This is a genomic window from Promicromonospora umidemergens, assembly GCF_024171995.1.
Lineage (GTDB): Bacteria > Actinomycetota > Actinomycetes > Actinomycetales > Cellulomonadaceae > Promicromonospora > Promicromonospora umidemergens.
The window spans coordinates 107342-130847 of sequence record NZ_JAMTCT010000014.1; the positions used below are offsets into that span (position 1 = coordinate 107342).

23 protein-coding genes are annotated in these 23506 nt (G+C 70.9%); 17 read left to right on the forward strand and 6 right to left on the reverse strand.

Annotated elements, in window-relative coordinates:
- The first annotated feature begins 1 nt into the window (after position 1).
- A complete protein-coding gene (locus APR04_RS20030) occupies positions 2-1039 on the forward strand; it encodes a zinc-dependent alcohol dehydrogenase (protein WP_253873517.1) in 1038 nt (345 codons plus the stop codon).
- Positions 1036-1794 (forward strand): SDR family oxidoreductase, encoded by a 759-nt coding sequence (locus APR04_RS20035; RefSeq protein ID WP_253873520.1) that lies wholly within the window; start codon positions 1036-1038, stop codon positions 1792-1794. The genes APR04_RS20030 and APR04_RS20035 overlap by 4 nt, the downstream gene beginning before the upstream one ends.
- Positions 1795-1833: 39 nt before the next feature.
- Here APR04_RS20035 and APR04_RS20040 read toward each other — a convergent pair whose 3' ends face one another.
- Positions 1834-2580, reverse strand: coding sequence for an IclR family transcriptional regulator (locus tag APR04_RS20040; RefSeq protein ID WP_253873522.1), 747 nt, complete (start codon positions 2578-2580; stop codon positions 1834-1836).
- 81 nt (positions 2581-2661) lie between these two features.
- On the opposite strand from APR04_RS20040, the gene eda reads away from it, so the two are divergent.
- Genes eda through APR04_RS20055 form a run of 3 tightly spaced genes read left to right on the forward strand, consistent with a single transcriptional unit; the run spans position 2662 to position 5464 of the window.
- Complete coding sequence (gene eda / locus APR04_RS20045) at positions 2662-3327, forward strand: bifunctional 4-hydroxy-2-oxoglutarate aldolase/2-dehydro-3-deoxy-phosphogluconate aldolase (protein WP_253873524.1); 666 nt, start codon at positions 2662-2664, stop codon at positions 3325-3327.
- On the forward strand, positions 3324-4424 hold the full coding sequence (locus APR04_RS20050) for a sugar kinase (RefSeq protein WP_253873526.1): 1101 nt from the start codon (positions 3324-3326) through the stop codon (positions 4422-4424). Before eda ends, APR04_RS20050 begins: the two co-directional genes overlap by 4 nt.
- A gap of 50 nt (positions 4425-4474) precedes the next feature.
- The gene (locus tag APR04_RS20055) at positions 4475-5464 is read left to right on the forward strand and encodes an NAD-dependent epimerase/dehydratase family protein (RefSeq protein ID WP_253873528.1); all 990 of its coding nucleotides are present in this window, start codon (positions 4475-4477) and stop codon (positions 5462-5464) included.
- Positions 5465-5488: 24 nt separating this feature from the next.
- On the opposite strand, the gene APR04_RS20060 is transcribed toward APR04_RS20055, so the two are convergent.
- Positions 5489-6505, reverse strand: a complete 1017-nt coding sequence (locus APR04_RS20060) for a LacI family DNA-binding transcriptional regulator (RefSeq protein WP_253873530.1) — start codon at positions 6503-6505, stop codon at positions 5489-5491.
- 184 nt (positions 6506-6689) lie between these two features.
- Here APR04_RS20060 and APR04_RS20065 point away from each other — a divergent pair, with 184 nt between their 5' ends.
- The 10 genes from APR04_RS20065 (at position 6690) to APR04_RS20110 (ending at position 18425) form a co-directional block, all read left to right on the forward strand.
- Entirely contained in the window at positions 6690-7613 is a 924-nt protein-coding gene (locus tag APR04_RS20065) for an ABC transporter permease (RefSeq protein WP_253873532.1), read from the forward strand.
- A complete protein-coding gene (locus APR04_RS20070) occupies positions 7607-8569 on the forward strand; it encodes a carbohydrate ABC transporter permease (protein WP_372496144.1) in 963 nt (320 codons plus the stop codon). The genes APR04_RS20065 and APR04_RS20070 overlap by 7 nt, the downstream gene beginning before the upstream one ends.
- Before the next feature lie 70 nt (positions 8570-8639).
- Positions 8640-10289, forward strand: a complete 1650-nt coding sequence (locus tag APR04_RS20075) for an ABC transporter substrate-binding protein (protein ID WP_253873534.1) — start codon at positions 8640-8642, stop codon at positions 10287-10289.
- 89 nt (positions 10290-10378) lie between these two features.
- On the forward strand, positions 10379-12049 hold the full coding sequence (locus APR04_RS20080) for a GH39 family glycosyl hydrolase (RefSeq protein ID WP_253873536.1): 1671 nt from the start codon (positions 10379-10381) through the stop codon (positions 12047-12049).
- Positions 12046-14121 carry a beta-galactosidase gene (locus APR04_RS20085; RefSeq protein ID WP_253873538.1) on the forward strand — a complete coding sequence of 692 codons (2076 nt, stop codon included), beginning with the start codon at positions 12046-12048 and terminating at the stop codon, positions 14119-14121. The genes APR04_RS20080 and APR04_RS20085 overlap by 4 nt, the downstream gene beginning before the upstream one ends.
- Positions 14118-14822, forward strand: a complete 705-nt coding sequence (locus tag APR04_RS20090; protein ID WP_253873541.1) for a DUF624 domain-containing protein — start codon at positions 14118-14120, stop codon at positions 14820-14822. The genes APR04_RS20085 and APR04_RS20090 overlap by 4 nt, the downstream gene beginning before the upstream one ends.
- A gap of 105 nt (positions 14823-14927) precedes the next feature.
- The gene (locus APR04_RS20095; protein ID WP_253873543.1) at positions 14928-16604 is read left to right on the forward strand and encodes a metallophosphoesterase family protein; all 1677 of its coding nucleotides are present in this window, start codon (positions 14928-14930) and stop codon (positions 16602-16604) included.
- A gap of 57 nt (positions 16605-16661) precedes the next feature.
- Positions 16662-17582, forward strand: coding sequence for a hypothetical protein (locus tag APR04_RS20100; RefSeq protein ID WP_253873545.1), 921 nt, complete (start codon positions 16662-16664; stop codon positions 17580-17582).
- Between the two features lie 149 nt (positions 17583-17731).
- Positions 17732-17965, forward strand: coding sequence for a hypothetical protein (locus APR04_RS20105; RefSeq protein WP_253873547.1), 234 nt, complete (start codon positions 17732-17734; stop codon positions 17963-17965).
- Between the two features lie 118 nt (positions 17966-18083).
- The gene (locus tag APR04_RS20110) at positions 18084-18425 is read left to right on the forward strand and encodes a YnfA family protein (protein ID WP_253873549.1); all 342 of its coding nucleotides are present in this window, start codon (positions 18084-18086) and stop codon (positions 18423-18425) included.
- Positions 18426-18544: 119 nt separating this feature from the next.
- On the opposite strand, the gene APR04_RS20115 is transcribed toward APR04_RS20110, so the two are convergent.
- Both APR04_RS20115 and APR04_RS20120 read right to left on the reverse strand, forming a co-directional pair.
- Complete coding sequence (locus APR04_RS20115) at positions 18545-18952, reverse strand: type II toxin-antitoxin system death-on-curing family toxin (protein WP_253873563.1); 408 nt, start codon at positions 18950-18952, stop codon at positions 18545-18547.
- Between the two features lie 8 nt (positions 18953-18960).
- A complete protein-coding gene (locus APR04_RS20120) occupies positions 18961-19146 on the reverse strand; it encodes a YlcI/YnfO family protein (protein ID WP_253873565.1) in 186 nt (61 codons plus the stop codon).
- A gap of 281 nt (positions 19147-19427) precedes the next feature.
- On the opposite strand from APR04_RS20120, the gene APR04_RS20125 reads away from it, so the two are divergent.
- Entirely contained in the window at positions 19428-19940 is a 513-nt protein-coding gene (locus APR04_RS20125; protein ID WP_253873567.1) for a pyridoxamine 5'-phosphate oxidase family protein, read from the forward strand.
- Positions 19941-20024: 84 nt separating this feature from the next.
- On the opposite strand, the gene APR04_RS20130 is transcribed toward APR04_RS20125, so the two are convergent.
- On the reverse strand, positions 20025-22145 hold the full coding sequence (locus APR04_RS20130) for an alpha-glucuronidase (RefSeq protein WP_253873569.1): 2121 nt from the start codon (positions 22143-22145) through the stop codon (positions 20025-20027).
- The gene (locus tag APR04_RS20135) at positions 22135-22317 is read right to left on the reverse strand and encodes a hypothetical protein (RefSeq protein ID WP_253873571.1); all 183 of its coding nucleotides are present in this window, start codon (positions 22315-22317) and stop codon (positions 22135-22137) included. The genes APR04_RS20130 and APR04_RS20135 overlap by 11 nt, the downstream gene beginning before the upstream one ends.
- On the opposite strand from APR04_RS20135, the gene APR04_RS20140 reads away from it, so the two are divergent.
- Positions 22316-23497 (forward strand): SGNH/GDSL hydrolase family protein, encoded by a 1182-nt coding sequence (locus APR04_RS20140; protein WP_253873573.1) that lies wholly within the window; start codon positions 22316-22318, stop codon positions 23495-23497. The genes APR04_RS20135 and APR04_RS20140 overlap by 2 nt on opposite strands.
- The last annotated feature ends 9 nt before the right edge of the window (positions 23498-23506 follow it).

Sequence of the window (23506 nt, forward strand, 5' to 3'; positions counted from 1 at the left end):
CATGACCACCCCGACCACGATGACCGCCGCGGTGTGGACCGCGGCGGACACCATGAGCGTGCGCGAGCTGCCCGTCCCGCAGGTGCCGCCGGGCTGGGCGCTGGTGCGGGTGCTGTTCAACGGCATCTGCGGCACCGACCTGGCGATCGTGCACGGTGCCCACCCCCGGGCCGTCGCAGGTCTCGTGCCGGGGCACGAGATCGTGGGGACCGTGGTCGCGCCCGGTGACGGCGGCCCGGAGGCCGGCGCGACGGTGGTCGTCGAGCCGCTGATCTCGTGCGGGAACTGCCGCGCCTGCTTGTCGGGCGCCACGCACGTGTGCCGAGACCTCGAGCTCTACGGCATCGACGCGCCAGGCGGTCTGGCGGAGTACGTCGCGCTGCCCCCGTCGGTGCTGCACCGCCTGCCCGACGGCGTGGACCCGCGCGTGGGCGCCCTGGTCGAGCCGCTCGCGGTCGCCGTCCACGCGGTCAGCACCGCGCGGGTCGGCGCCGGCGACGTCGTGGCGGTGGCCGGTGGCGGGCCGATCGGCGTTCTCACGGCGCTGGTGGCCCGGCACGCCGGCGCGGCCCAGGTCATCGTGAGCGAGCCGTCGGCCTGGCGCCGCAGCGTGCTCGCGGACCTCGGGCTCACCGTCGTCCCCGCAGACCGGACCCTGACGGACGTGGTGCTCGAGCACACCGCCGGAGAGGGCGCCGACATCACGTTCGACGCGGCAGGGCACCCGGCGGTGACGCCGGAGCTCACCGCGGCTACCCGGGTGCTCGGCTCCGTCGTGGTCGTGGGTGTGCACAAGAAGCCCGCACCCGTCGACCTGCAGGCGGTCTGCTTCAAGGAGCTGTCCGTGCGCGGCGTGCGCGTCTACACCCGGGCCGACGTCGTGCGCGCGATCGAGCTGGTCGCCGCCGACGCGCTGGGCCTGGACCGCGTGCCCGTCCAGGTCTTCCCGCTGGCGGAGGTCTCGGCGGCGGTCGCCGCCGCGGCCGACGGGGGAGCCGCGCTCAAGGTGCTGGTCGCCCCGGCGGGGGCGAGGGCATGACGGGCGCACCGTTCTCCCTGGAGGGCTCGACGGCCGTCGTCACTGGCGGCGCACGGGGGCTCGGCGAGGGCATCACGCGGTCCCTGCTCGACGCCGGCGCCGACGTCGTGGTCATGGCGCGGTCCGCCCCGGGGGCGGAGCTCACCGAGCACGCCGCCGCGGGCGGGCGCAACCTACGATTCGTGCCGGTCGACCTGGCCGACCTGGCGTCGGTCGAGGCCGCCGCTGCCCAGGTGCTCGCGGACGGTGAGGTGGACATCCTCGTCAACAACGCGGGCACGCAGGACCGGTACCCGGCGGTGGACTTCCCTGTCGACGCCTGGGACGCAGTGCTCCAGGTCAACCTGCGCGCGGTGTTCCGGCTGTGCCAGCTCTTCGGGCGACCGATGCTCGAGCGCGGGCGCGGCAAGGTCGTCAACGTGGCCTCGCTGCTCAGCTTCCAGGGTGGGGTCACCGTGCCCGCCTACGCGGCGAGCAAGGGCGCGGTGGCTCAGCTCACGAAGGCGCTCTGCAACGAGTGGGCGGGCCAGGGCGTCAACGTCAACGCCGTCGCCCCTGGGTACATGGACACGGAGATGAACGAAGCCCTGTTGCGGGACCCGGTGCGGTCCGAGCAGATCTCGGCACGGATCCCGGCCGGACGCTGGGGTACGGCGCAGGACATGGGTGGCGCCGTCGTGTTCCTTGCGTCGTCAGCGGCGGCCTACGTGCACGGCCAGATCCTGGCGGTGGACGGCGGCTGGCTGGCCCGCTGAGCAGGCCTGCGGTCCCGCCGTCGGTGCGGGGCGGGGGTGTCAGGCGGCGCGGGGCACCGTCAGACCCGCCGGGAGCAGGGCCGGCAGCACGTCTCGCAGCGCGGCGATCCGGTCGTCGCGCGCCGCGCCCGTGAGCCGCTCGACCGGCGCGGTGATGCTGACGGCCGCGACGGCCCGCCCCGCCCGCAGCAGCGGCACGGCGATGCAGGCGATACCCGCCTCGTTCTCCTCGGTCTCGCCGGCGATCCCGCTCGCCCGGGCGCCGTCCAGCGCGCCCCTGAGCTGCTGAGTGCTCGTGTCGGTGCCGGCGAACCGGGTGAGCGCGGCCTCGTCGAGGTCCTGGACCGACAGCAGCGCACGGCCCAGGGCGGTCGTCGCGGCCGCGCGCCGCCGTCCGACAGCGGACCACACGCGCACCGCACGCTGTGGCTCGACCTTGTCGAGATAGACCACCTCGCGCCCGGCGAGCACCCCGAGGTGCACCAGCTCGTCGGTCTTCTCGCTGAGCGCGGTCAGGGCAGGGTGCAGGAGCGCTGGCAGGTTCTCCTCGGCCAGGTAGGTGCTTCCGAGGGATACCGCGGCGGGGCCGAGCCGGTACGCGCCGCCCGGCGTCTGCTCGGCGTACCCACGGTGCCGCAGCGCGGAGAGCGTGCGGTGCAGGGTGGGCTTGCTGACGCCCACGGCTCGGGCCAGCACCGCGAGCGGCGCCCCGGCGGCGCCGAAGCCGGCGAGCGTGTCGAGCGCCAGCAGCGCCTTGTCGACGCTGCCGAGCGGACTGGCATCCATGGGGCTCCCTCACGTAGCATGCGTTCCGTAGTGAACAATCGGCGTTCACCATAGCGAAACCCTAGTTCATCAAGGAGTCCCATGTCATCCCCGGACAGCACTGTCCTCGAGACCCTCGCCGCCCACCGGCTGGTGCCAGTCGTCGTGGTCGACGGCGCCGAGGAGGGCGCCCGCCTGGCCGACGCGCTCGTCGCGGGCGGCCTGCCCGTCGCCGAGATCACGCTGCGCCTCGCGGGCGGCGTCGACGCCATCCGTGCGGTCGCGAAGAACCAGCCCGACGTCGTCGTGGGCGCAGGCACCGTGACCACGGCGCAGCAGGTCGACGACGTCGTGGACGCGGGCGCGCGCTACATCGTGTCCCCGGGGCTGTCGGCCGCCGTCGTGCGCCGCGCCCAGGAGCACGGCATCCCCGTGCTGCCCGGCGTGGCCACGCCGTCGGAGATCATGGCTGCGCTCGACCTCGGCCTCGACGTCGTCAAGCTGTTCCCTGCGTCCGTCGTCGGTGGGCCTGCCGCCATCAAGGCGTTCTCCGCGCCGTTCCCGGGCCTGCGGTTCGTGCCGACGGGTGGTGTCAGCGCCGCCAACCTCGCCGAGTACCTGACCCTGAAGCCGGTGCTCGCCGTCGGCGGCTCGTGGATGGTCGACCGCAAGCTCGTCACCGCAGGCGACTGGGACCAGATCACCACCCGCACCCGCGACGCCGTGGCGCTCGCCGCACAGATCGACTCCGAGGAGAAGAGCCGATGACCTCGCTCAACGTCCGTCCCGCCGCCGAGAGCGCGTACGACGCCGTCGCCCTCGGCGAGGTGATGCTCCGCCTCGACCCGGGCAACCGGCGCGTGCGCACCGCCCGCAGCTTCGACGTGTGGGAGGGCGGCGGCGAGTACAACGTGGCGCGCGGCCTGCGCCGCTGCTTCGGCCTGCGCGGCGCGATCGTGACGGCGCTCGCCGACAACGAGATCGGCCGGCTGGTCGAGGACTTCATGCTGACCGGCGGCCTCGACACCCAGTACGTGCAGTGGGTGCCGTACGACGGCATCGGCCGCCAGGTACGCAACGGCCTCAACTTCACCGAGCGCGGCTTCGGCGCACGCGGCGCCGTCGGTGTGAGCGACCGCGGCAACACCGCCATCTCGCAGATGAAGCCGGACGACGTCGACTGGGACGCGCTGTTCTCCCGCGGCGTGCGCTGGCTGCACACGGGCGGCATCTTCGCCGCGCTCTCCGAGAGCAGCGCCGACGTGGCCGAGGCCGCGATGGCCGCCGCCCGCCGGCACGGGACCATCGTGTCCTACGACCTGAACTACCGGCCCTCGCTGTGGAAGGGCATCGGCGGCGAGGAGCGCGCCCGCGAGGTCAACCGGCGCCTCGCCCAGCACGTGGACGTCATGATCGGCAACGAGGAGGACTTCACGGCCTCGCTCGGCTTCGAGGTCGAGGGCGTCGACGAGAACCTCACCGACCTGGACACCGGCGCGTTCCGGGCCATGATCGAGACGGCGTCGGAGGCCTACCCGAACTTCCAGGTCATCGCGACGACCCTGCGCGGGGTGCGGTCGGCGTCGCGCAACGACTGGGGCGCCATCGCCTGGTCGCGCAAGGAGGGCTTCGCGGAGGCCACCCACCGGTCGGACCTGGAGATCTTCGACCGGGTCGGCGGCGGCGACTCGTTCGCCTCCGGCCTGGCGTACGGGCTCATGGAGCTCGGCACGCTGCAGGAGGCCGTCGAGTACGGCGCCGCGCACGGTGCGCTGGCGATGACCACTCCCGGCGACACCACCATGGTGACGCTCGCCGAGGTGGCCAAGCTCGCAGGTGGCGGGAGCGCACGGGTCCAGCGCTGATTGCGCCGCCGACCAGCGTAGATGGCGCCGTCGGTGCAAGGATTGGGACCATGTCCCAGAGCATCCTGTTCATCGGTGGAAGCGGAATCATCAGCCATGCCTCGGTGGCCCGGGCCGCAAGGCTCGGGCACCGGGTGACGGTGCTCAACCGTGGCCGGTCCTCGACCCGTTCGCTCCCGGAGGTGGAGACCCTCGTCGCCGACGCGAACGACGCCGGGTCTGTCGCCGCGGCGCTGGGCGGGCGGGAGTTCGACGTCGTCGCGCAGTTCCGGGCGTTCAGCCCTGAGCACGTGGCGCGCGACGTCGCGCAGTTCGCCGGGCGGACCGGGCAGTACGTGTTCATCTCGTCGGCGTCGGCGTACCAGACGCCGCCGTCGCGGCTGCCGGTCCGGGAGTCCACTCCGCTGCGCAACCCGTTCTGGCAGTACTCCCGCGACAAGATCGCGTGCGAGGACCTGCTGGTTCGGGAGTACCGGGACAACGGGTTCCCCGCGACGATCGTGCGGCCGTCGCACACGTACGACCGCACGCTGCTGCCGACGTCGGGCGGCTGGACCGATGTCGCCCGCATGCGCACGGGAAAGCCGGTGGTGGTCCACGGTGACGGCACCTCGCTGTGGACGTTGACGCACACCGAGGACTTCGCCGTCGGGTTCGTGGGGCTGCTCGGTCATCCGCTCGCCGTGGGCGACACCTTCCACATCACCGGCACGCACGCGCCCACCTGGGACCAGATCTACACCTGGCTGGCCGAGGCGGCTGGCGTGCCGAACCCGGACCTGGTGCACGTGGCGTCCGAGACGATCGCGCGGGTGCTCCCCGAGATGGGCGCAGGTCTGGTCGGCGACAAGGCGCACTCGATGGTCTTCGACATCTCGAAGGTGCGCACGCTCGTGCCGGAGTTCGGCACGACCATCACCTACGACATCGGTGCGGTGGAGCAGATGTCCTGGTTCGACGCGCACCCGGAGGCCCAGGTGGTCGACGTCAGCCTGGACGCGGCCTTCGACCGCCTGGCGACTCACGCCCGCTCCGTCTGAGCCGCCCACGACAAAGAGAAGGGGTTAGTGGAGGGCGGCCGTCGAGTCTCGGACCACCAGCTCCGTCGAGAGGTTCAGGCGGCGCACCTTCGGGGACCGGCCGCGTGCGATGTCGATCAGGATCTGGGTGGCGGCCGCTCCCATCTCGGCGAGCGGCTGCCGCACGGTGGTGAGCGGCGGCCCGACCCACGACGCGAGCGGAAGGTCGTCGTAGCCCACCACGGACAGGTCCTCCGGCACGCGCAGGCCGAGCTGGTGCGCGGCGCGGAGCAGCCCGAGGGCCTGCATGTCGGAACCGGCGAACACCGCCGTCGGGCGGTCCGGCAGGGACAGCAGCTCGACGCCCAGGTCGAACCCCGCCTCGACGTAGAAGTTCCCCTCGCGCACCAGCGCGGGGTCGACGGCGACGCCGCGTTCCTCGTGCGCCGAACGGAACCCGTCGACGCGGGCGCGGCTGCACAGCATGTCCCAGGGTCCCGTGATCATCGCGATCCGGCGGTGCCCCAGCGCGAGCAGGTGCCGCGTGGCCTGCAGCCCGCCGTTCCAGTTGTCCGAGCCCACCGAGGCGACGTCGGCCGGCGGCTCGCCGTCGGTGTCGATCACCACGTAGGGGATGCCGCGCCGGTCGAGCTGCTGGTGCTGGGCCTCAGAGAGGTTCGCCGCGACGAGCAGCACGCCGAGGGGCGGCCGCGCGATGGTCGTGTCGAGCCACCTGGCCGGCGGGCGGTGCTCACCGCCCAGCTCGGACAGGATCACGCTGGTCCGGGACTCGGCGGCCGCCGCCTCGACGCCGCGGATGATCTCCATGGACCAGCCCGAGCCGAGCCGGTGGAAGACGAGGTCGATCAGGCCGGTGCCCGCTGGCGCCGTCGCCGGCCGCCGTCGACGGTACTGGTGCTTCTCCAGGGCCGCCTCGACGCGGTCCCGGGTGGCGGGCGCGACGTCGGACCGGCCGTTGAGCACCTTGGAGACGGTGGGTACCGACAGGCCGAGCTCGGTCGCGATCGACGCGATGGTAGGGCCCGGGCGTACGCCGGTCATGGCCCCCGCCTTTCGATATTGTTCGCGGAACTTTCGAACCGAAGGTACACCGTTTCTAGATCGTGACCGACGCGGAGTTGGGACCATCTTGACGATGTGACACCTGCCACCCTACTGTCCCAGACGACAAGCGCTATCGGTGAAGACGCCGATAGTTTCGAAAACGTTCCACAACGAGGTGGGGATGGCAACGGAGCTGCGTGGCAACGAGACGTGGGGCCTGGCCCTGCGCAAGCACTGGCGGCTTTACACCTTCGCGATCCTGCCGATCGCGTGGTTCCTGGTGTTCCGCTACCTGCCGATGGCCGGCAACGTCATCGCCTTCCGCCGGTTCCGGCCCGGTGGCTCGATCTTCGGCGAGGAGTGGGTAGGGCTCTACTACATCGAGCGGTTCATCCAGGACCAGGCGTTCTGGCAGGCGTTCCAGAACACGGTGATCATCGGCGGTCTGACGCTCCTGATCGTTTTCCCGCTGCCGATCATCCTGGCGCTCCTGCTCAACGAGCTCCGTTCGCGGCTGTTCAAGCGGTTCGTGCAGACGGTCAGCTACCTGCCGCACTTCATGTCCATCGTGATCGTGGCCGGCTTCGTGTTCGAGCTGACGGCGCTGGACGGCACGGTGAACCGGCTCGTCGAGCTGTTCGGCGGGGACCCGATCTCGTTCATGCAGCAGGCGGACTGGTTCCGCACCATCTACATCTCGTCCGAGGTCTGGCAGACGGTCGGCTGGGGCACCATCCTCTACCTGGCCACGCTGACCACCATCGACTCGCAGCTCTACGAGGCCGCCCGGATCGACGGCGCCAACCGCTGGCAGCAGACGTGGCACGTCACGCTGCCCGGCATCCGGCCGACGATGGTGGTGCTGCTCATCCTCAACATCGGCCAGTTCATGCAGGTCGGCTTCGAGAAGATCTTCCTTCTCTACAACACGCTGACCCAGCCGACGGCGGACGTGCTCTCCACGTACATCTACCGCGTCGGCCTGACCTCTGGGCAGCTGAGCTACGCCACGGCGATCGGCCTGTTCGAGGCAGTGATCGGCCTGGTCCTCGTCTTCTCCGCCAACGCGATCTCGCGCCGAGTAACCGGGAGCTCCCTGTGGTGAACCCCGCCCCCGTCGTCGACCCCGCCGACCCCGCCGTCAACCCGGCGCCGAAGACCCCGGACCTGTCCCGCCCGCTACCGCAGACGACCACCATCAAGGACACACCCGGCTACACGGTGTTCCGCTGGGTCAACGGAGTCGTGCTGGTGCTGGTCGCCGCCGTCACGCTGTACCCGTTCCTCAACCTGGCTGCGCGGGCGTTCAGCTCCGAGGCCGCGATCAGCAGCGGCAACGTCACGGTGTGGCCCATCGGCTTCAACACGACGACGCTCATGTCGGTGCTGACCCAGGAGCTGTTCTGGCGCAACTACCTGAACACCGTGGTCTACACGGTGGTCGGCACCGTCATCGCCATGGCGCTGACCACGACGTTCGCGTACGTGCTGTCAAAGAAGTACCTGAAGGGCCGGATGCTGCTGATCGGCTTCGCGGTCTTCACCATGTTCTTCACCGGCGGCCTCATCCCGAACTACATCCTGGTCAGCGAGCTCGGATTCAAGAACACGATCTGGGCCATCGTGGTCCCGCAGGCGATCAACGTCTTCAACCTGCTCGTCATGAAGTCGTTCTTCGAGAACTTCCCGACCGAGCTCGAGGAGGCCGCCGCCATCGACGGCCTCACCACCTACGGGATCTTCTTCCGGGTGGTGCTGCCGCTGAGCAAGGCGGTGCTCGCGACGATGGTCCTGTTCTACGCGGTCTGGTTCTGGAACTCCTGGTTCCCCGCGTTCCTGTACATGGACGACCCGCACCTGTACCCCGTGACCGTGTTCCTGCGGAACATCATCGCCGGCGCCACCGGCACGGGCGAGGGCCTCAGCGACATCGCCGTGCAGGTCGGCGCCAACGTCAAGGCAGTGACGATGCTGCTCACCGCGCTGCCCATCGTGTGCCTCTACCCGTTCGTGCAGAAGTACTTCGTGTCCGGCGTGATGCTCGGCTCCGTGAAGGGCTGAGCAGCACGCGGGCGCCCGTCGAGCTTGTCCACCGTCGAACGACGACGTTCACACCCCGGAGGAAAGAATCATGAGGATCACCCGTAGAAGGGCTGTCGCGGCGACCGCGGCGGCCACCCTCGGACTCACGCTCACCGCGTGCTCGTCCGACAGCGGAGATGACGACGGCGGCCCCGTCGACATGGCCGACAAGATGGTCGGCGCCATGGAGGACTACGGCGTCGGCACCAGCTTCAAGGCGACCGCGCCGATCGAGCTCGGCCTGATGTACCGCGACCACCCGAACTACCCGCTCCAGGACGACTGGTCGATCCTCGAGCACTTCGAGGAGGACCGGAACGTCACCTTCGACATCCAGTCGGTGCCGCTCTCCGACTGGCAGCAGAAGCGGTCGCTCCTGATCAGCTCGGGCGACGCGGCCGACCTCATCCCGTCGACCTACGCGGCCGACGTCGAGACGCTCACCTCCGGCGGCGCCGTGCTGCCGGTCTCCGACTACCTCGACTACCTGCCGAACTTCATGGACAAGGTCGAGAAGTGGGGGCTGCAGGAGGACCTGGACCGCCTGCGGCAGGCCGACGGAAAATTCTACGTGCTGCCCGGCCTGCACGAGAACCCGAAGCCCTCGTACTCGGTAGCCATCCGCGGGGACTGGTGGGAGGACGCAGGCCTGGAGGACCCCAAGACCTGGGACGAGTTCGCCGACCAGCTCGAGGTGATCAAGGAGGAGCACCCGGAGATCGACTACCCGTACACCGAGCGCTGGTCCATCAACGGACCGATGGAGGCCACCCTCCAGGCCGCCGCAGGCGGGTTCGGCACCGAGGCCGGCTGGGGCTTCGGCGACGGCGTGACCTGGAACGGCTCCGAGTACGAGTACACGGGCGCCTCAGCGGGCTACAAGGACCTGATCACCTACTTCGCCGACCTCGTCGAGCGCGGCCTGCTGGACCCCGAGGGGATCACGCAGGACGACGACTCGGCCAAGGCGAAGTTCACCACCGGCAAGGCGGCCGCCCTCGGGTCGAACGACCAGGAGGCGGTCGTCTACCGCACGGGCTTCGAGGAGGCGGGCGACAAGGACGCCGAGGTGAAGCACATCGTGGTCCCGGCCGGTCCGGCGGGGAACCTCATGGACGCCACCACCGGTGGCCAGTTCGAGTCCGGCATCGCCCTCTCGTCGAGCGCCGCCGAGCGGGACGACTTCGTCGCGCTGCTCCAGTTCGTCGACTGGCTGTACTACTCCGACGAGGGCCTCGAGTTCGCCAAGTGGGGCGTCGAGGGCGAGACCTACACCACGGAGTCCGACGGCACCCGCACCCTGGCCGACGACGTCGACTGGGGCGGCCTGAACCCGGACGGCACGAAGCAGCTGAACACCGACTTCGGCTACTACAACGGTGTGTGGTCGCTCGCCCATGGATCCACCGAGGACCTGGTGAAGTCGACGCTCGCGCCCGAGGTGCAGGACTTCCTCGACGAGATGAACCAGAAGGAGGTCGCGGAGAACGGCCCCGGGATCGCCATGGACGAGATGCAGCGCGAGGAGGCGTCCCTGCTGCAGACCAACCTGCAGGACCTCGTCATGACCGCCAGCTCCCAGTTCATCCTGGGTGATCGGCCGATCGAGGAGTGGGACGCGTACGTCGCAGAGCTCGAGGCGGCGGGCATGCCCACCTACGTGGACACGGTCAACCAGGCAGCGGGCGTCACCGAATAACCCTCGTTGGTCGTGGGCGTGACCGTTGCGTCTGAAACGGACGCGAAGTCGCGACGGTCGCGCCCACGACCAAGGACAGAAGGAGATCTGTGGAGCGCATCACCGTTTCCGCCCAGCCCGTCGGGGTGCTGGGGGACGCCTGGCGTACGTGCGTCGGCACCGGGCGGTTCAACCTCGCGCTGCGCCAGGACTACCAGGACTCCCTTGCCCTGGTGCAGCGCGAGATCGGCTTCCGGTACATCCGCGGCCACGGCCTGCTGCACGACGACGTCGGCGTCCACCGCCCGTACGACGTCGGCGGGCACCGTGGCACCGCCTACGTGTTCACCTACGTGGACCAGGTGGTGGACACGTACCTGAGGCTCGGGATCAAGCCGTTCCTCGAGCTCGGGTTCATGCCCAGCGGCCTCGCGTCCGGCGACCAGACGGTGTTCTGGTGGCTCGGCAACGTCACTCCGCCCCGCGACCACGCCGAGTGGGCGAGGCTCGTGCGGGCCCTGCTCCGGCACCTCATCGACCGGTACGGCCTCGACGAGGTGCGCACCTGGCCCGTCGAGGTCTGGAACGAGCCCAACCTCACCCACTTCTGGAAGGACGCCGACCAGGACGCGTACTTCCGCCTCTACGAGGCGTCGGCCCTGGCCGTGAAGGACGTCGACGCCGCGCTCCAGGTGGGCGGCCCTGCCATCTCCCCGGGGGCGGACGACTGGTGGGAGCCCTTCGCGGAGCTCGTCACCACGCGCGGCCTCCCCGCCGACTTCCTGTCCGTGCACGCCTACAGCTCCGGCCCCGCGCAGCACGTGCCGTTCGGCGTCTACCAGACCCTTCAGCGGCCCCAGCACCTGCTCGACCAGTTCGCGGGCCCCCGCAAGCTCCTCGCCGGGACGGCGCTCGCGGACCGGCCGCTGCACATCACGGAGTTCAACACGAGCTACCGGCCCGACAACCCCGTCCACGACACGGCGTACAACGCCGCCTACCTCGCGCCGGTCCTCGCGGAGGGTGGCGAGCACGCGGACTCCTTCGCGTACTGGACGTTCAGCGACGTCTTCGAGGAGGAGGGCGTGCCTGCGGCGTTCTTCCACGGCGGGTTCGGGATGCTGGCCCACCGGCAGGTGCGCAAGCCGACCTTCCACCTGTACGCGTTCATGGCGCGGATGGGACAGGACGTGCTGGCCCGCGGCGTCGACCACCTGGTCACGCGCCATCCGGCGACCGGTCAGGTCACGGTGCTCGCGTGGCAGCCGGTAGGCGGTACGGACGATCCGGCCGAGCCGGACCGGCACGAGGTGCGGCTGAGCCTCCCGGTCGCCCACCCCCGCGTGCCGGACCCAGAGGTCACCGGAGCGGCCTCGACGTCCGACACGTCGCGGGTGTTCGTCCTGCGGCACGACGTCGACGAGTCCGCGGGCAACGCCTGGGCGGCCTGGGGCGAGATGGGGCGGCCCGCGTCGCCGTCGGGCAGGCAGCTGGACGCGCTGCACGAGGCGAGCGAGCCCGCCCGGCGTGCGTACTCGCTGCCCGTGGTCCCGACCGGCTCGGCCGGCGAGGGGCGGGTCGACCTCGACCTGACGATCGGGCGGCACGGCATCACGCTCGTCACGCTCGACCCCGTGCGGGACGAGACGCCGCCGTGGCTGGACGACGCGCGGATCGTCGGCCGGCCCGTGAGCCACGACGGCCGCACAGCGACCGACCCGACCGACCCGACCCCGACCGACCCGACCGACCCGACCCCGACCGACAAGGACCACGCGTGACCGACTCCAAGATCCTGTACGGCGGCGACTACAACCCCGAGCAGTGGCCGCGTGCGGTCTGGGAGGAGGACTACGCGGCCTTCGACCTCGCGTCGATCGACACGGTCACCTTGAACGTCTTCTCCTGGGCGACCGTGCAGCCGGACGAGGACACCTACGACTTCGCGCAGCTCGACGAGATCGTGGCGCGTGCGGTCGCGGGCGGCCGCGGCATGGTGCTGGCCACGTCGACCGGCGCGCTGCCGCCGTGGCTGGCGCACCGGCACCCGGAGGTCGAACGCACGGACTTCCAGGGTCGGCGGCACGTGTACGGGCAGCGGCACAATGCCTGCCCCAGCTCCCCGGTGTACCGGCGGCTCTCGGCGGAGCTCGCGGGCCGGATCGCCGAGCGGTACGCGGGCACGCCCGGTCTCGTCGCCTGGCACGTCGGTAACGAGTACGGCGGGTTCGACGGCGGCTGCTGGTGCGACCTGTGCGCGGCAGGGTTCCGGGACTGGCTGCGCGAGCGCTACGGCTTGCTCGACCGCCTCAACGAGGCGTGGAACGCGACCTTCTGGTCGCACACCTTCTCGGACTGGGAGCAGATCGTCCCGCCGAACATGCTCAGCGAGCACTGGCGCGGGCCTGACCACACCGCCTTCCAGGGCATCACCCTGGACTACCGGCGGTTCATGTCGGACGCGATGCTGGCCAACTACCGCGACGAGAAGGCGCGGATCCGCGAGCACTCCGCTGCGACCCCGGTGACGACCAACTTCATGGGCATGTTCCGGCCGATCGACTACCACCGCTGGGCCGACGACCTCGACCTCGCGTCCTGGGACAACTACCCGCCCGGCCCGCGCGAGCACGCCCGCATGGCCCTGGCGCACGACCTGATGCGCGGCCTCAAGGACGGCGCGCCGTTCTGGGTCATGGAGCAGACGCCGACCATCACCGCCTCCAGGGACGTGAACCCCGTGAAGCGGCCGGGCGTGCTGCGGCTGTGGTCGTGGCAGGCCGTCGCGCACGGCGCGGACGCCGTCCTCTACTTCCAGATGCGGCAGTCCAAGGGGGCGAGCGAGAAGTACCACGGCGCCGTCCTGGACCACGCCGGGCGTACGGACACCCGCTCCTTCCGCGAGATCGCGGGCCTGGGCGCGGAGTTCGCCGCCCTTGGCGACGCCGTGCTCGGCGCGCGGACGCCGGCGCGGGTGGCGCTGCTGTTCGACTGGGACTCCTGGTGGGCGGCCGAGATGACCGACGGCCTCAACCGGCACGTGAAGTACCCGGCAGTGGTGCTGGCCTACTACCGCGCGCTGTGGTCGGCGGGCACGCAGGTCGACGTCGTGCCGGTGACGGCGGACCTGTCGCGGTACGACGTCGTCGTCGCGCCGCTGCTGCACCTGCTCAAGGACGACGTCGCGGAGCGGCTCGAGGCAGTGGTGGAGCGCGGCGGCTCGTTGCTGACCACGTTCTGGTCGGGCCGCGCGGACGAGGACGCCAACGCCTACCTCATGGACGCACCCGGGCCGCTCGGCCGGGTGCTGGGCGTGCGCGTCGAGGAGACGGACTCGGCGGAACCGGGCGTCGTGAACCCGGTGACGCTGCGGGTCCCGGGACCCGACCGGCTCGACCAGCGAGGTGAGCTCGTCTCCGGCGCCACCCTCGTCTTCGAGGTCCTGGTGCCCGAGGGCGCCGAGGTGGTCGGCACCTACGGCGCCGAGTTCTACGCGGGAACGCCGGCGGTGACCCGTCACCAGCCTGGCGGCCCCGACGGCGGTGCGGCCTGGTACGTCGCGACCGGCCTGGACGACGGCGGCGTGGACTGGGTCGTGCGACACGTGCTCGACCGGCACGGGCTCGTGGGTCCGTACGCCGACACTCCGGACGTCGAGCTCGCGGTACGGTCCAAGGACGGGGTGCGGTTCGCGTTCGTGCTGTCGCACGCCACCGAGCCGGTCGAGGTGACGGTGCACGCCTCCGGCGTCGACCTGCTGACCGGACGAGTCGTACGACAAGGAGAGACCCTCTTGCTCAACCCGACGGACGTGGTCCTGCTGCGCGAGGACGCACCGGAAGACCCGGCGTGAGCCTCGCGGGAGGGCCCCGGGAGGGTGAACGGCGCGAGTTCGGCGAGGGAGTTCTCGGCCGGGCGACCTCCGTCGTCTACTGGTACCTGATCATCGAGGTGCTCCTCGTGGTCGCCGTCCTGCCCGGGGCGCTGGGGTCGCTCTTCCTGGAGCGCACGCCCGGCAACGCGCCGCTGTTCGCGCTGTGCCTGGTGCCAGTGGGTCCGGCGGTGTCGGCGGCGCTGTTCGCGCTCCGCGACCGGACCAAGGCCGATGGGCTCACCCCCGCGTCGTCGTTCTGGCGGGGGTACCGGCTGAACTGGGCGGACGCGCTGAAGATCTGGGTGCCCGGGCTGGTCGTGGGCGTCGTGATCCTGCTGGGGCTGGTGAACGTCGGCGCGGGTGGGGTGCCCGGCTGGTTCGCGGGCGCGCTGGTCGTGGTCGGGGCGGGCCTGGCCCTGTGGCTGGTCAACGCGCTGGTGATCGTGTCGTTCTTCGCTTTCCGGACCCAGGACGTCGTCCGGCTCGCCGCGCACTTCCTCGGGGCGCGGCCGCTCGTCACGCTGGGCTCGCTCTCGCTCCTGGTCCTCGCCACGGGGATCGTGGCTCTGACCACCGAGGCCCTGTTCGGGCTGCTCGCGGTGGTGTGGCTCGCCCTCGTGCTGCGTAACGCGCGGCCCCTGCTGGCCGACGTCGAGGACCGGTTCACGGGCGAGCCGTGAGCGACTCGTCGCCGTTCACCTGGGCGTCGACCGTGGGTCTGGCGTCGGACACCTCGCGGTCGTAGCGTCGGCGCCGGACGATCCAGGTCGACGAGAGGCCCCCGCATGACCTCCACTTTCCGCGCTCGGACGCGACGCACGGTCGCCGTGCTGCTGGGCACGAGCCTGCTCGCCGCAGGCACCGTCGGTACCGCCGTCGCGGGCCCCGGCCGGCCCGGGCAGCCCGACACCCGTGGCACCGACGACGTGCTCCACCGGGAGAGCTTCGACTCCCTCGCGGACGACCTGCTGCCCCGCGCCGAGGACCCGGGCATCGAGCCCGGTGTGGTCGGCTGGACGCACGAAGCACCCAAGGGCTGGTCGGTCGAGAACGGCCCCGCCCTGGCCGGCGGTGGCGTGGAGGAGTGGCGCGGCTGGTCGTTCACCACCCGTGACTTCTGGACCGACGCCGAGGACCAGATGCGCTACCGGTTCGCCCGCGCGCAGGACGTGGTCGCCGTGGCCGACTCGGACGAGTTCGCCGACGGAGCCGGTACGCCCGGCAGCTACGCGACGACGCTGGCCTCCGCACCGATCAAGGTCAAGGGCCGGGACGAGGTGGAGCTCACCTTCGACTCGCACTACCGCGGCTGGGCCGGCCAGACCGGCAGGGTCACCGTCGCGTTCGACGGCGGCGCGGAGACCGAGCTGGTCCGGTACGACAGCGAGACGGTGACCGACGACTACGACGGCGCGCTGCTGAACGCCACGGAGACCGTTCCGGTCGACGTGCCACGCGGCGCGAAGCGGGCCGTCTTCCGCTGGCACTTCACGGCTGACGCGAATTCCTGGTACTGGGCGATCGATTCCGTGGCGGTCCGCGCGCAGCTGCCCCGGACGAGCGGCGACCCGACGTCGGCGTGGGTGCTCAGCGACATCCAGGGTGACCCCGACGACCTCGGCCACGCACTGCGGGACCTCGACGGCGTCCGCCCGGACGCGGACGGGCTGCTCATGGTGGGCGACATCGTCGCCTCGGGCTCGCCCGACCAGTGGCAGGACGTCGACGACGTCATGACCGGCGCGGCCGACGTCCTGCCGGACCAGGTGGTGGCGGGGATCGGGAACCACGAGAGCTACACGGGCGAGCCGTGGGAGGTCCTGCGCGACCGGTTCCTCGACTTCGCCCAGCGCGACCGGGTGTGGGACGAGTACCTGCTGGAGGGCTCGGGCGGCAACGTGCCGGTCCTGGTCCTCGGCCAGGAGGAGGCTCGCCCGCCGGAGGTGCCGATGTCCCGCGAGCAGGTCGAGTGGCTGCGCGACCGGCTCGCGTACTGGTCCGACCGGGACAAGCAGGTGCTGGTCATGTCGCACTTCCCGCTCGGCGACACGGTCTCGGCGTCGTGGATCCCCTGGTACAGCGACAGCTACCAGTACAACGACGAGCTGACCGAGCTGCTCGGCGCGCACCCCAACGCGATCCTGTTCAGCGGGCACACGCACTACCCGTTCGAGCTCGGCGACTGGGCGGTGCAGCGCCGCACGGCGGGCGGGCACCCGGATGGCTTCTGGACCGTGAACACCGGTGCGGTCCAGGTCGAGTGGGACGCCCGCGGCGAGAGCACGTCCGGCATCGAGGAGGTCGTGACGCGCGACGTCAACCGCGGGCTCACGGTCGACGTGTTCGACGACCGGGTCGTCGTCGAGGCGCGGGACTTCGGCACGGTGGACGCCGAGACGCCGGACAACGACGTCAACGAGGTGGTCCGGTCCGTGACCATCCCCAACCCGCTGGCCGACTAGCCGGCGGTATGGCGGAGAGACGTTGTCCGAGCGGGAGCGTTGCGCCAGGGTGAGCGCATGGTGATCAAGCAGGGGGACCCGGTACGGCTGACCTACCGCTATCTGCGGCTGGCGATAGTGGCGGTGGTACTGGTGCTGTTCGTGTCGTTGGCGATGCAGGTCGCCACCGACCACGGGAGGCTCGGATCCGGCGAGGAGTGGTGGTACGCGTCGATCAGCGCGTACTTCTACTCGCCGGTCCAGAGCATCTTCGTTGGCACGCTGGTGGGCATCGGGACGTGCCTGATCGCGATCAAGGGCCGGCACGGGGCGGAGGAGGTCCTGCTCAACTTCGCGGGCATGTTCGCGTTCGTCGTGGCGCTGGTCCCGACGCCGCTCGACGCCGCGATGTGCACCGACGAGCCGTACTGCCTGGACGTGCCGGAGCGGGTGGGCAACAACGTGGGGACGCTGCTCCTCGTCGGTGGTCTGGTCCTGCTGCTGTCGACCTGGCCGCGGCGGCGCGACCTGGGCAGCGGCCAGGGGGTCGACCTGTGGCTGACCTGGCTGACGTGGGCCGCGACCGGCACGTGGCTGCTGGTGTGGCCGGCGAGCTTCCTGGCGTTCGCCCACTACGCCGCGGCGATCCTGCTGTTCGCGTGCCTCGTGGCCGTCGCCTGGATCAACGCCACCGACCACGCGGTCACCGCCCAGGCGTTCGAGCGGCTGCGGGGCATGTCGGCGGCCGCGTACCGGGTCTGGTACCGGTGGATCGCGGTGGTGATGGCTGTGGTGCTCGTGGTGGGCCTGACCACCATGGTCGTCCTCGACCGGTACCTCCCGGACCTGTTCCCACAGATGCTGTTTGTGGTCGAGACCGTGATGATGCTGGTCTTCGCGCTCTTCTGGCTGCTGCAGACCATCCAGTTCTGGGACATCGGCCTGCCGGCGCGGGCCCTCGTCGAGAGCCGGAAGGCTCCTGGCGACACCCCGCTGTAGGGGCGAAGCGATCTTCCGGGTGGGAGCGGGACTGGGTGCGACCGGACCTGGGTGCGAGCGTGGCGCCGCCGCCGTACGGTCGAGGTGCGGCGGCGTGCACGTCTCTCCACGGTCACTCCGTCGCACCATCCCATCGGGAGGAGCCCAGCATGAGCGAGAACGAGCGGATCGACCCCGTTCCGGGCCACGTGCCCAGTCCAGGGCCACCGGCGGTCCCCGGCCAGGACCGTGATGCCGCGAACCGAGCGGACACCGACGCCACGAAGACGCCGACGGAGAACCCGGGCCCGGCGGAGGAGGACGAGCGGTCGAAGGCGATCCCTGGCGAGGACCCGGAGGACAACCCGGACCTCGAGGGCGAGGAGCGGTTCGACGCCGGCTGAGCGCAGCGCTTGACCGTCGAGCCGGCTCGACGGTCTACCGTCGGCGCATGGACAGGACGAGGATCTCCGAGCAGACGCCGCTCGGCGGCCTGCTGCCCGCGACGGAGGTTTCCGCCCGATGAACGTGACCCGCTCGATCATCCTGTTCCTCGCCGCCGCCGTGTTCGAGATCGGCGGTGCCTGGCTCGTATGGCAGGGCGTCCGCGAGCACCGGGGCTGGCTGTGGATCGGTGCAGGGGTGATCGCGTTGGGCCTGTACGGGTTCTTCGCCACCCTCCAGCCCGACGCCAACTTCGGCCGGATCCTCGCGGCCTACGGGGGCGTCTTCGTGGCCGGGTCGCTCGTGTGGGGCATGGTCGTCGACGGCTTCCGCCCGGACCGCTGGGACGTGACCGGAGCGCTCGTCTGCCTGGTCGGTGTCGCGATCATCATGTACGCGCCGCGGGCGACAGCAGGCTAGGCGATCTGTTCGACCGCTGGACATGGCACTACTCGTCCATTGGACAACCCTCCACCCGACCAGCGGTCAGGCGGACGGGTTGGGCGGCCTGCCATCGCGGGTGGCGAGCGCGCAGAGAGTCACATGAGCGGGTTCTCGCCCGGCGCGAGCGGCGCACGCCAACTCGTGAGCACCTCGGCGATCTTCGCGACGTCACGCTGTGATCCGTCCGCCACGGCCATCACCAGTTCGTAGACGTCGTCGAGTGGTGGGTCGAAGTAGAAGCCGTTCACCTCGTAGAAGGTTGCGACGGCAATCAGACCGAGGCGCTTGTTCCCGTCGATCAGCGCATGGTTGTTGACAGTGGAATCGAGCAGCGCGGCAGCCTTGAGGTCGATCGTGGGGTAGGCCTCGACGCCCATCATTGAAGATGCTGGGCGGGTGACAGCGGAATCGAGCAGGCCAGGATCGCGGACTTCGACGGTACGGCCGAGGAACTGTTCCGCGATCCAGAGCAGCTCGGATGCGGTCAGATATCGGATCGTCATGCGCGGCGCTACTTGAGCCGGTCGAGGACCGGACCGAAGCGGTCGACGGCACGCTGCACGACGTCCTCGAAGTGTGCGCGCTCGTCGACGAAAACACGGATGGCCTCGCGGGCAGCCTCTTGCTTCGAGATCCCCAGCCGTTCGGCAGTGGCGGTGAGCGCGCGGTCCTCCTCTTCGGTGAGGCGAAGTGTCATGGCCATTAGTGTGACTCCTATGGAGTAATTGCGCGCTGGACCGACCCTAGCAGCCAAGGTATCACCCTGATACCAGACTGGGCGCCCGGGTTCGACGTCCCTGTGCGCATGGAATCGATGACATTTCGGCCCGCTCCCCGTCGGACCTTGCATGGCGAAGAACGCTGGGGCAGCCCACAGTCCCACGTCCAGGAGTCCGCTGATCGTCCCGTGGCCGACGGCGGTGAGGTCGACCGGCTCGTCGCCAGGCTTTCTGCCGCCCAACCCCGAGGAGCCCGACCATGAACGACCCCGTGACCACGATCGACAGCCGGTTCAGCGATCCCGCCGCGCGGCCGACCAGCTGGCAGGCCACCCAGGGGGTGCTCGAGAGCGCCCAGATCACCTGGCTGACCACCGTCCGCGTCGACGGGCGCCCGCACGTCACGCCGCTGGTCGCCGTCTGGCTCGACGGGGCGCTGCACTTCACCACCGGCCCGGAGGAGCAGAAGGCCGTCAACCTCGCGGCCAACCCGGACGTCGTCCTGACCACCGGCCGCGACACCTGGGACGAGGGCCTCGACGTCATGGTCGAGGGCGCGGCCCGCCGCGTCACCGACCGGGAGCTGCTGGAGCGGCTCGCGGCGGCCTGGCGCACCAAGTGGGACGGCCAGTGGGTGTACGAGGTGGGCGACGGCGTGTTCCGCAACGACGTCGGCGGGCCCGCGCTCGTGTTCGCCGTGGAGCCGGCCAAGGTGCTGGCCTTCGGCAAGGGCACGTTCAGCCACACGCGCCACGTGCCCCGGCGGCCCTGAGTGGTCGGCAGAACGTCAGGTGATCGGTAGTCCGAGCTGCCGATCACCTGACCTTCTGCCGACTACTCGGCCCTGCCTACCCGGTCAGTAGATGCGGCGGGAGTGGGCGTCCGGGATGCCTGACTTGCGCAGGAAGTAGGTGTTGAGCTGGTCGCGCCACTCCGTCGCGCTGCGGAGCTGCTCGGCGAACCGCTCCGACACCCGCTCGGAGAGGCGCGGGTCCACGAGCCGCGAGACCCCCGACCACGTGCGGATCATCGCCTCGACCCGTGCGACGCCCTCGAAGTGGGTGTCGTAGATGTGCTGGATCACGGTCTTCCCGCTGTGCAGCACGTGCGTGTACGGCACATGGTGGAAGAACAGCAGCAGCTCGTCGGGGCAGGTCGACAGCGACTCGTACGTCTCGCGCCACGGCGAGGGGTACTGCCCCGCGTACCCGGTGCCCGTGCGCACGGTCCGGTCCACACCGATCCCGTCCCGGTCCGCGAAGTGGTAGGTGCCCCAGGGGGTGTACTCGTAGCCGTCGACGTCGGGCCCGTAGTGGTGGCCCGGGCGCACCATGAAGCCGACGCCGAGGGGCGCCGTGTACTGCTCGTACGTCTCCCAGGACCGGTCGAGCACGGCGTGCACCGCCTGGCCGACGGCGTCCGGCGCACCCGGGAACGTGAGGCCGACCCACTCGTCGAGCACGGCGGCCGGGTCGAGCGTCGGGTCCCAGCACAGCCGCCCGTAGGCGTAGAGGTTGGCCTGCGCGAACGGGTGCCCCGTCCAGAACTCGTCGTCGCCGACGTTGGAGACGGCGGCGAACCCGCCAGCGGGCTTGCGCCACGTGCCGGTGCCCGGGTCCTCGGCGGCCTTGCCGCGGCCGGTCGCGAGGTCTGCCACGGTGGGGGAGCCGCCGTCGCGGCCGGCGGGCTCCCAGAAGCGGAACCCGAGGACCTGGTTCCACTGCGGTCCGAGGTAGACGGCGTGCTGCTGCTGGCCCGTGTACTCCTGGGTGACCTGCAGCTCCAGGGCGATCCGGGTGTGCGGAACGGCCGCGACGACCGGTGAGATCGGCTCGCGCACCTGGAAGTCGAGCGGGCCGTACTTGACCTGCACGATCACGTTGCCGGAGAACGCACCGTCGAGCGGCTGGAAGTGGTCGTAGGCGGCGCGGGCGCGGTCCGTCGACCGGTCGCGCCAGTCCTGGCGGTGGTCGTACACGAACGCGCGCCAGTGGATCAGGCCGCAGTACGGCTCGACGGCAGCGGCCAGCATGTTCGCACCGTCGGCGTGGGTGCGCCCATAGGCGAACGGACCCGGCTGGCCCTCGGAGTCGGCCTTGACGACGAACCCGCCGAAGTCGGGGATCGCCTCCCACACCCGCGCCGCCGCGCGGACCCACCAGTGCGCGACGCCCTGGTCGAGGGGATCCGACGTACCCAGGCCGCCGAGCGTGATCGGGGAGGCGAACGACACCGACAGGTGCACCCGGATGCCCCACCGCCGGAAGACGGCGGCGATCCGGACGACGTCGCCGAGGTCGTCCGTCAGCAGCCGCGCCTCGTGCGCGTGCACGTTGACGTTGTTGATGGCCACGCGGTTGATCCCGACCGCTGCCAGCAGTCGCGCGTACCGCTCGACGCGCGACAGGTCCGCGCGGACGAAACCGTTGTCGTAAAAGATGGAGCCGCCCGAGTATCCCCGTTCGATCTGACCCATCGCGGGGTGTGCGTCCACGTTGTCCCAGTGGTCGAGCATCCGGAGGTCCGTGGCCGGGGCGTGCGTCTCGTCGGCGTCGGGGCCCGCGAAGGCGGCCTCGCCAAGGCGCACCACGTGGAACAGACCGTGCAGCAGCCCCACATCGGTCCCCGCCTGCACGACGACGGCGCCAGACTCGCGCGTGAACCGGAAGCTCTCGTCGATGTCGATGTCGATGTCGATGTCGGCGTCGGCGTCGGCGGGCGAGGGTTCGGCCGCCGACTCGTCGGACGGCGCCAGCGTCAGCACCAGCTCGGCGTCGGCCACACCGTCACCCACCTCGAGGCGCGAGAATGCCCCACCGAACCGTGCGGTCGCAGCAGCCACCTCCTCCGCGACGGTTCCCGCGAGCGCGCCGTCACCCGCCACCACGACGCGGCGAGCGCCGAGCGCGGCGAACGCGTCGTCGGGCAGCCACGCCGGATGGGGAGCGGAGGTAGAGCGCGGAGAATCACCGGTCATAGGTCGTCGTCCCGTCCGTCTTGCGGTTGATGTGCATATATGTGGGGGTGTGCTTGAACTGTGCCGCAGCGAACGGGTCCAGGTCCACTCCCCGGTCGGGGTTCCTCAACCAGGATGCAACACCAGGCGGCGACCGGTCGGCCGGGGCGGCCGCCCCTACGCTGGTGCCCATGACCGCAGGGGACCACCAGATCACCACGCCCGTCACCGCCGACCTGCTGCGCGGTGCACCGGAGCTCGAGCAGACACCGACCGGCGTGCGCGTGCACCGGCTGCCGGCCTGGGCGCGCGCCCAGGCCGCTGACCCGCAGCTCGCGATGGCCGAGTCGCAGCCGTCCGGAGTCCGCCTCGCCTTCACGACCACCGCCACCAGCGTCGAGCTGCGGGCGCACGCGGTGCGGTTCGGCTTTCGCGGCGCCCCCGCCCGGCCGCTCGGTGTCTTCGACCTGGTCGTCGACGGCCGCCTGGCCGGACAGGCGAGCCTCGCCGAGGCCACCGTGGTGACCATCGACATGACCACCGGCGCGCGCGAGATCGAGCAGGGGGCTGTCGGCGGCGTCCGGTTCGGCGGGCTGCCCGACGGCGAGAAGTCCGTCGAGCTCTGGCTGCCCCACAACGAGACCGTCGAGCTCGTCGAGCTGCGCACGGACGCACCGGTGCATCCGTCGCCGGAGCGCCACCCGGTGTGGCTGCACCACGGCAGCTCCATCAGCCAGGGGTCCAACGCGGTGCGCCCCACGGGGATCTGGCCCGCGGTCGCCGCGTCGCGCGGCGGCGTGGACCTCGTCAACCTCGGGTTCGGGGGGAGCGCCCTGCTCGACCAGTTCACCGCACGCACCATGCGAGACACCACCGCCGACCTGATCAGCCTGAAGCTCGGCATCAACGTCGTGAACGCCGACCTCATGCGCCTGCGTGCCTTCGGTCCCGCCGTCCACGGCTTCCTCGACACCCTCCGTGACGGCCACCCGGACACGCCGCTGCTCGTGGTCTCGCCCATCCTCTGCCCGATCCACGAGGACACGCCAGGGCCCGGCGCGTTCGACGAGGACGCGCTGGCCGAGGGGCAGCTGCGGTTCCGGGCGACCGGCGATCCCGCCGAGCGCGCGGCCGGCAAGCTCACGCTCAGGGTCATCCGCGAGCAGCTCGTCCGTATCGTGCTGGAGCGCGCGGCCGACGACCCGAACCTGCACTACCTCGACGGTCTCGAGCTCTACGGCCACGCGGACGCCGCCGACCTGCCGCTGCCCGACCGGCTCCACCCGGACGCCACCACGCACCAGCGCATCGGCGAACGGTTCGCCGCGCTGGCCTTCGGCCCGGGCGGTCCGCTCGCCCCGAACCCGGCCTGACGCGGTCGG

Excerpts from the sequence above, each read along its gene's own strand:
- APR04_RS20050 (WP_253873526.1), top strand. The coding sequence starts at position 3,324 with ATGACCTCGCTCAACGTCCGTCCCGCCGCCGAGAGCGCGTACGACGCC.
- APR04_RS20055 (WP_253873528.1), top strand. The coding sequence starts at position 4,475 with ATGTCCCAGAGCATCCTGTTCATCGGTGGAAGCGGAATCATCAGCCAT.
- APR04_RS20100 (WP_253873545.1), top strand. The coding sequence starts at position 16,662 with ATGGTGATCAAGCAGGGGGACCCGGTACGGCTGACCTACCGCTATCTG.
- APR04_RS20060 (WP_253873530.1), bottom strand. The coding sequence starts at position 6,505 with ATGACCGGCGTACGCCCGGGCCCTACCATCGCGTCGATCGCGACCGAG.
- APR04_RS20140 (WP_253873573.1), top strand. The coding sequence starts at position 22,316 with ATGACCGCAGGGGACCACCAGATCACCACGCCCGTCACCGCCGACCTG.
- APR04_RS20115 (WP_253873563.1), bottom strand. The coding sequence starts at position 18,952 with ATGACGATCCGATATCTGACCGCATCCGAGCTGCTCTGGATCGCGGAA.
- APR04_RS20130 (WP_253873569.1), bottom strand. The coding sequence starts at position 22,145 with ATGACCGGTGATTCTCCGCGCTCTACCTCCGCTCCCCATCCGGCGTGG.
- eda (WP_253873524.1), top strand. The coding sequence starts at position 2,662 with ATGTCATCCCCGGACAGCACTGTCCTCGAGACCCTCGCCGCCCACCGG.
- APR04_RS20065 (WP_253873532.1), top strand. The coding sequence starts at position 6,690 with ATGGCAACGGAGCTGCGTGGCAACGAGACGTGGGGCCTGGCCCTGCGC.
- APR04_RS20035 (WP_253873520.1), top strand. The coding sequence starts at position 1,036 with ATGACGGGCGCACCGTTCTCCCTGGAGGGCTCGACGGCCGTCGTCACT.
- APR04_RS20135 (WP_253873571.1), bottom strand. The coding sequence starts at position 22,317 with ATGGGCACCAGCGTAGGGGCGGCCGCCCCGGCCGACCGGTCGCCGCCT.
- APR04_RS20095 (WP_253873543.1), top strand. The coding sequence starts at position 14,928 with ATGACCTCCACTTTCCGCGCTCGGACGCGACGCACGGTCGCCGTGCTG.
- APR04_RS20075 (WP_253873534.1), top strand. The coding sequence starts at position 8,640 with ATGAGGATCACCCGTAGAAGGGCTGTCGCGGCGACCGCGGCGGCCACC.
- APR04_RS20125 (WP_253873567.1), top strand. The coding sequence starts at position 19,428 with ATGAACGACCCCGTGACCACGATCGACAGCCGGTTCAGCGATCCCGCC.
- APR04_RS20030 (WP_253873517.1), top strand. The coding sequence starts at position 2 with ATGACCACCCCGACCACGATGACCGCCGCGGTGTGGACCGCGGCGGAC.
- APR04_RS20105 (WP_253873547.1), top strand. The coding sequence starts at position 17,732 with ATGAGCGAGAACGAGCGGATCGACCCCGTTCCGGGCCACGTGCCCAGT.
- APR04_RS20040 (WP_253873522.1), bottom strand. The coding sequence starts at position 2,580 with ATGGATGCCAGTCCGCTCGGCAGCGTCGACAAGGCGCTGCTGGCGCTC.
- APR04_RS20120 (WP_253873565.1), bottom strand. The coding sequence starts at position 19,146 with ATGACACTTCGCCTCACCGAAGAGGAGGACCGCGCGCTCACCGCCACT.
- APR04_RS20110 (WP_253873549.1), top strand. The coding sequence starts at position 18,084 with ATGAACGTGACCCGCTCGATCATCCTGTTCCTCGCCGCCGCCGTGTTC.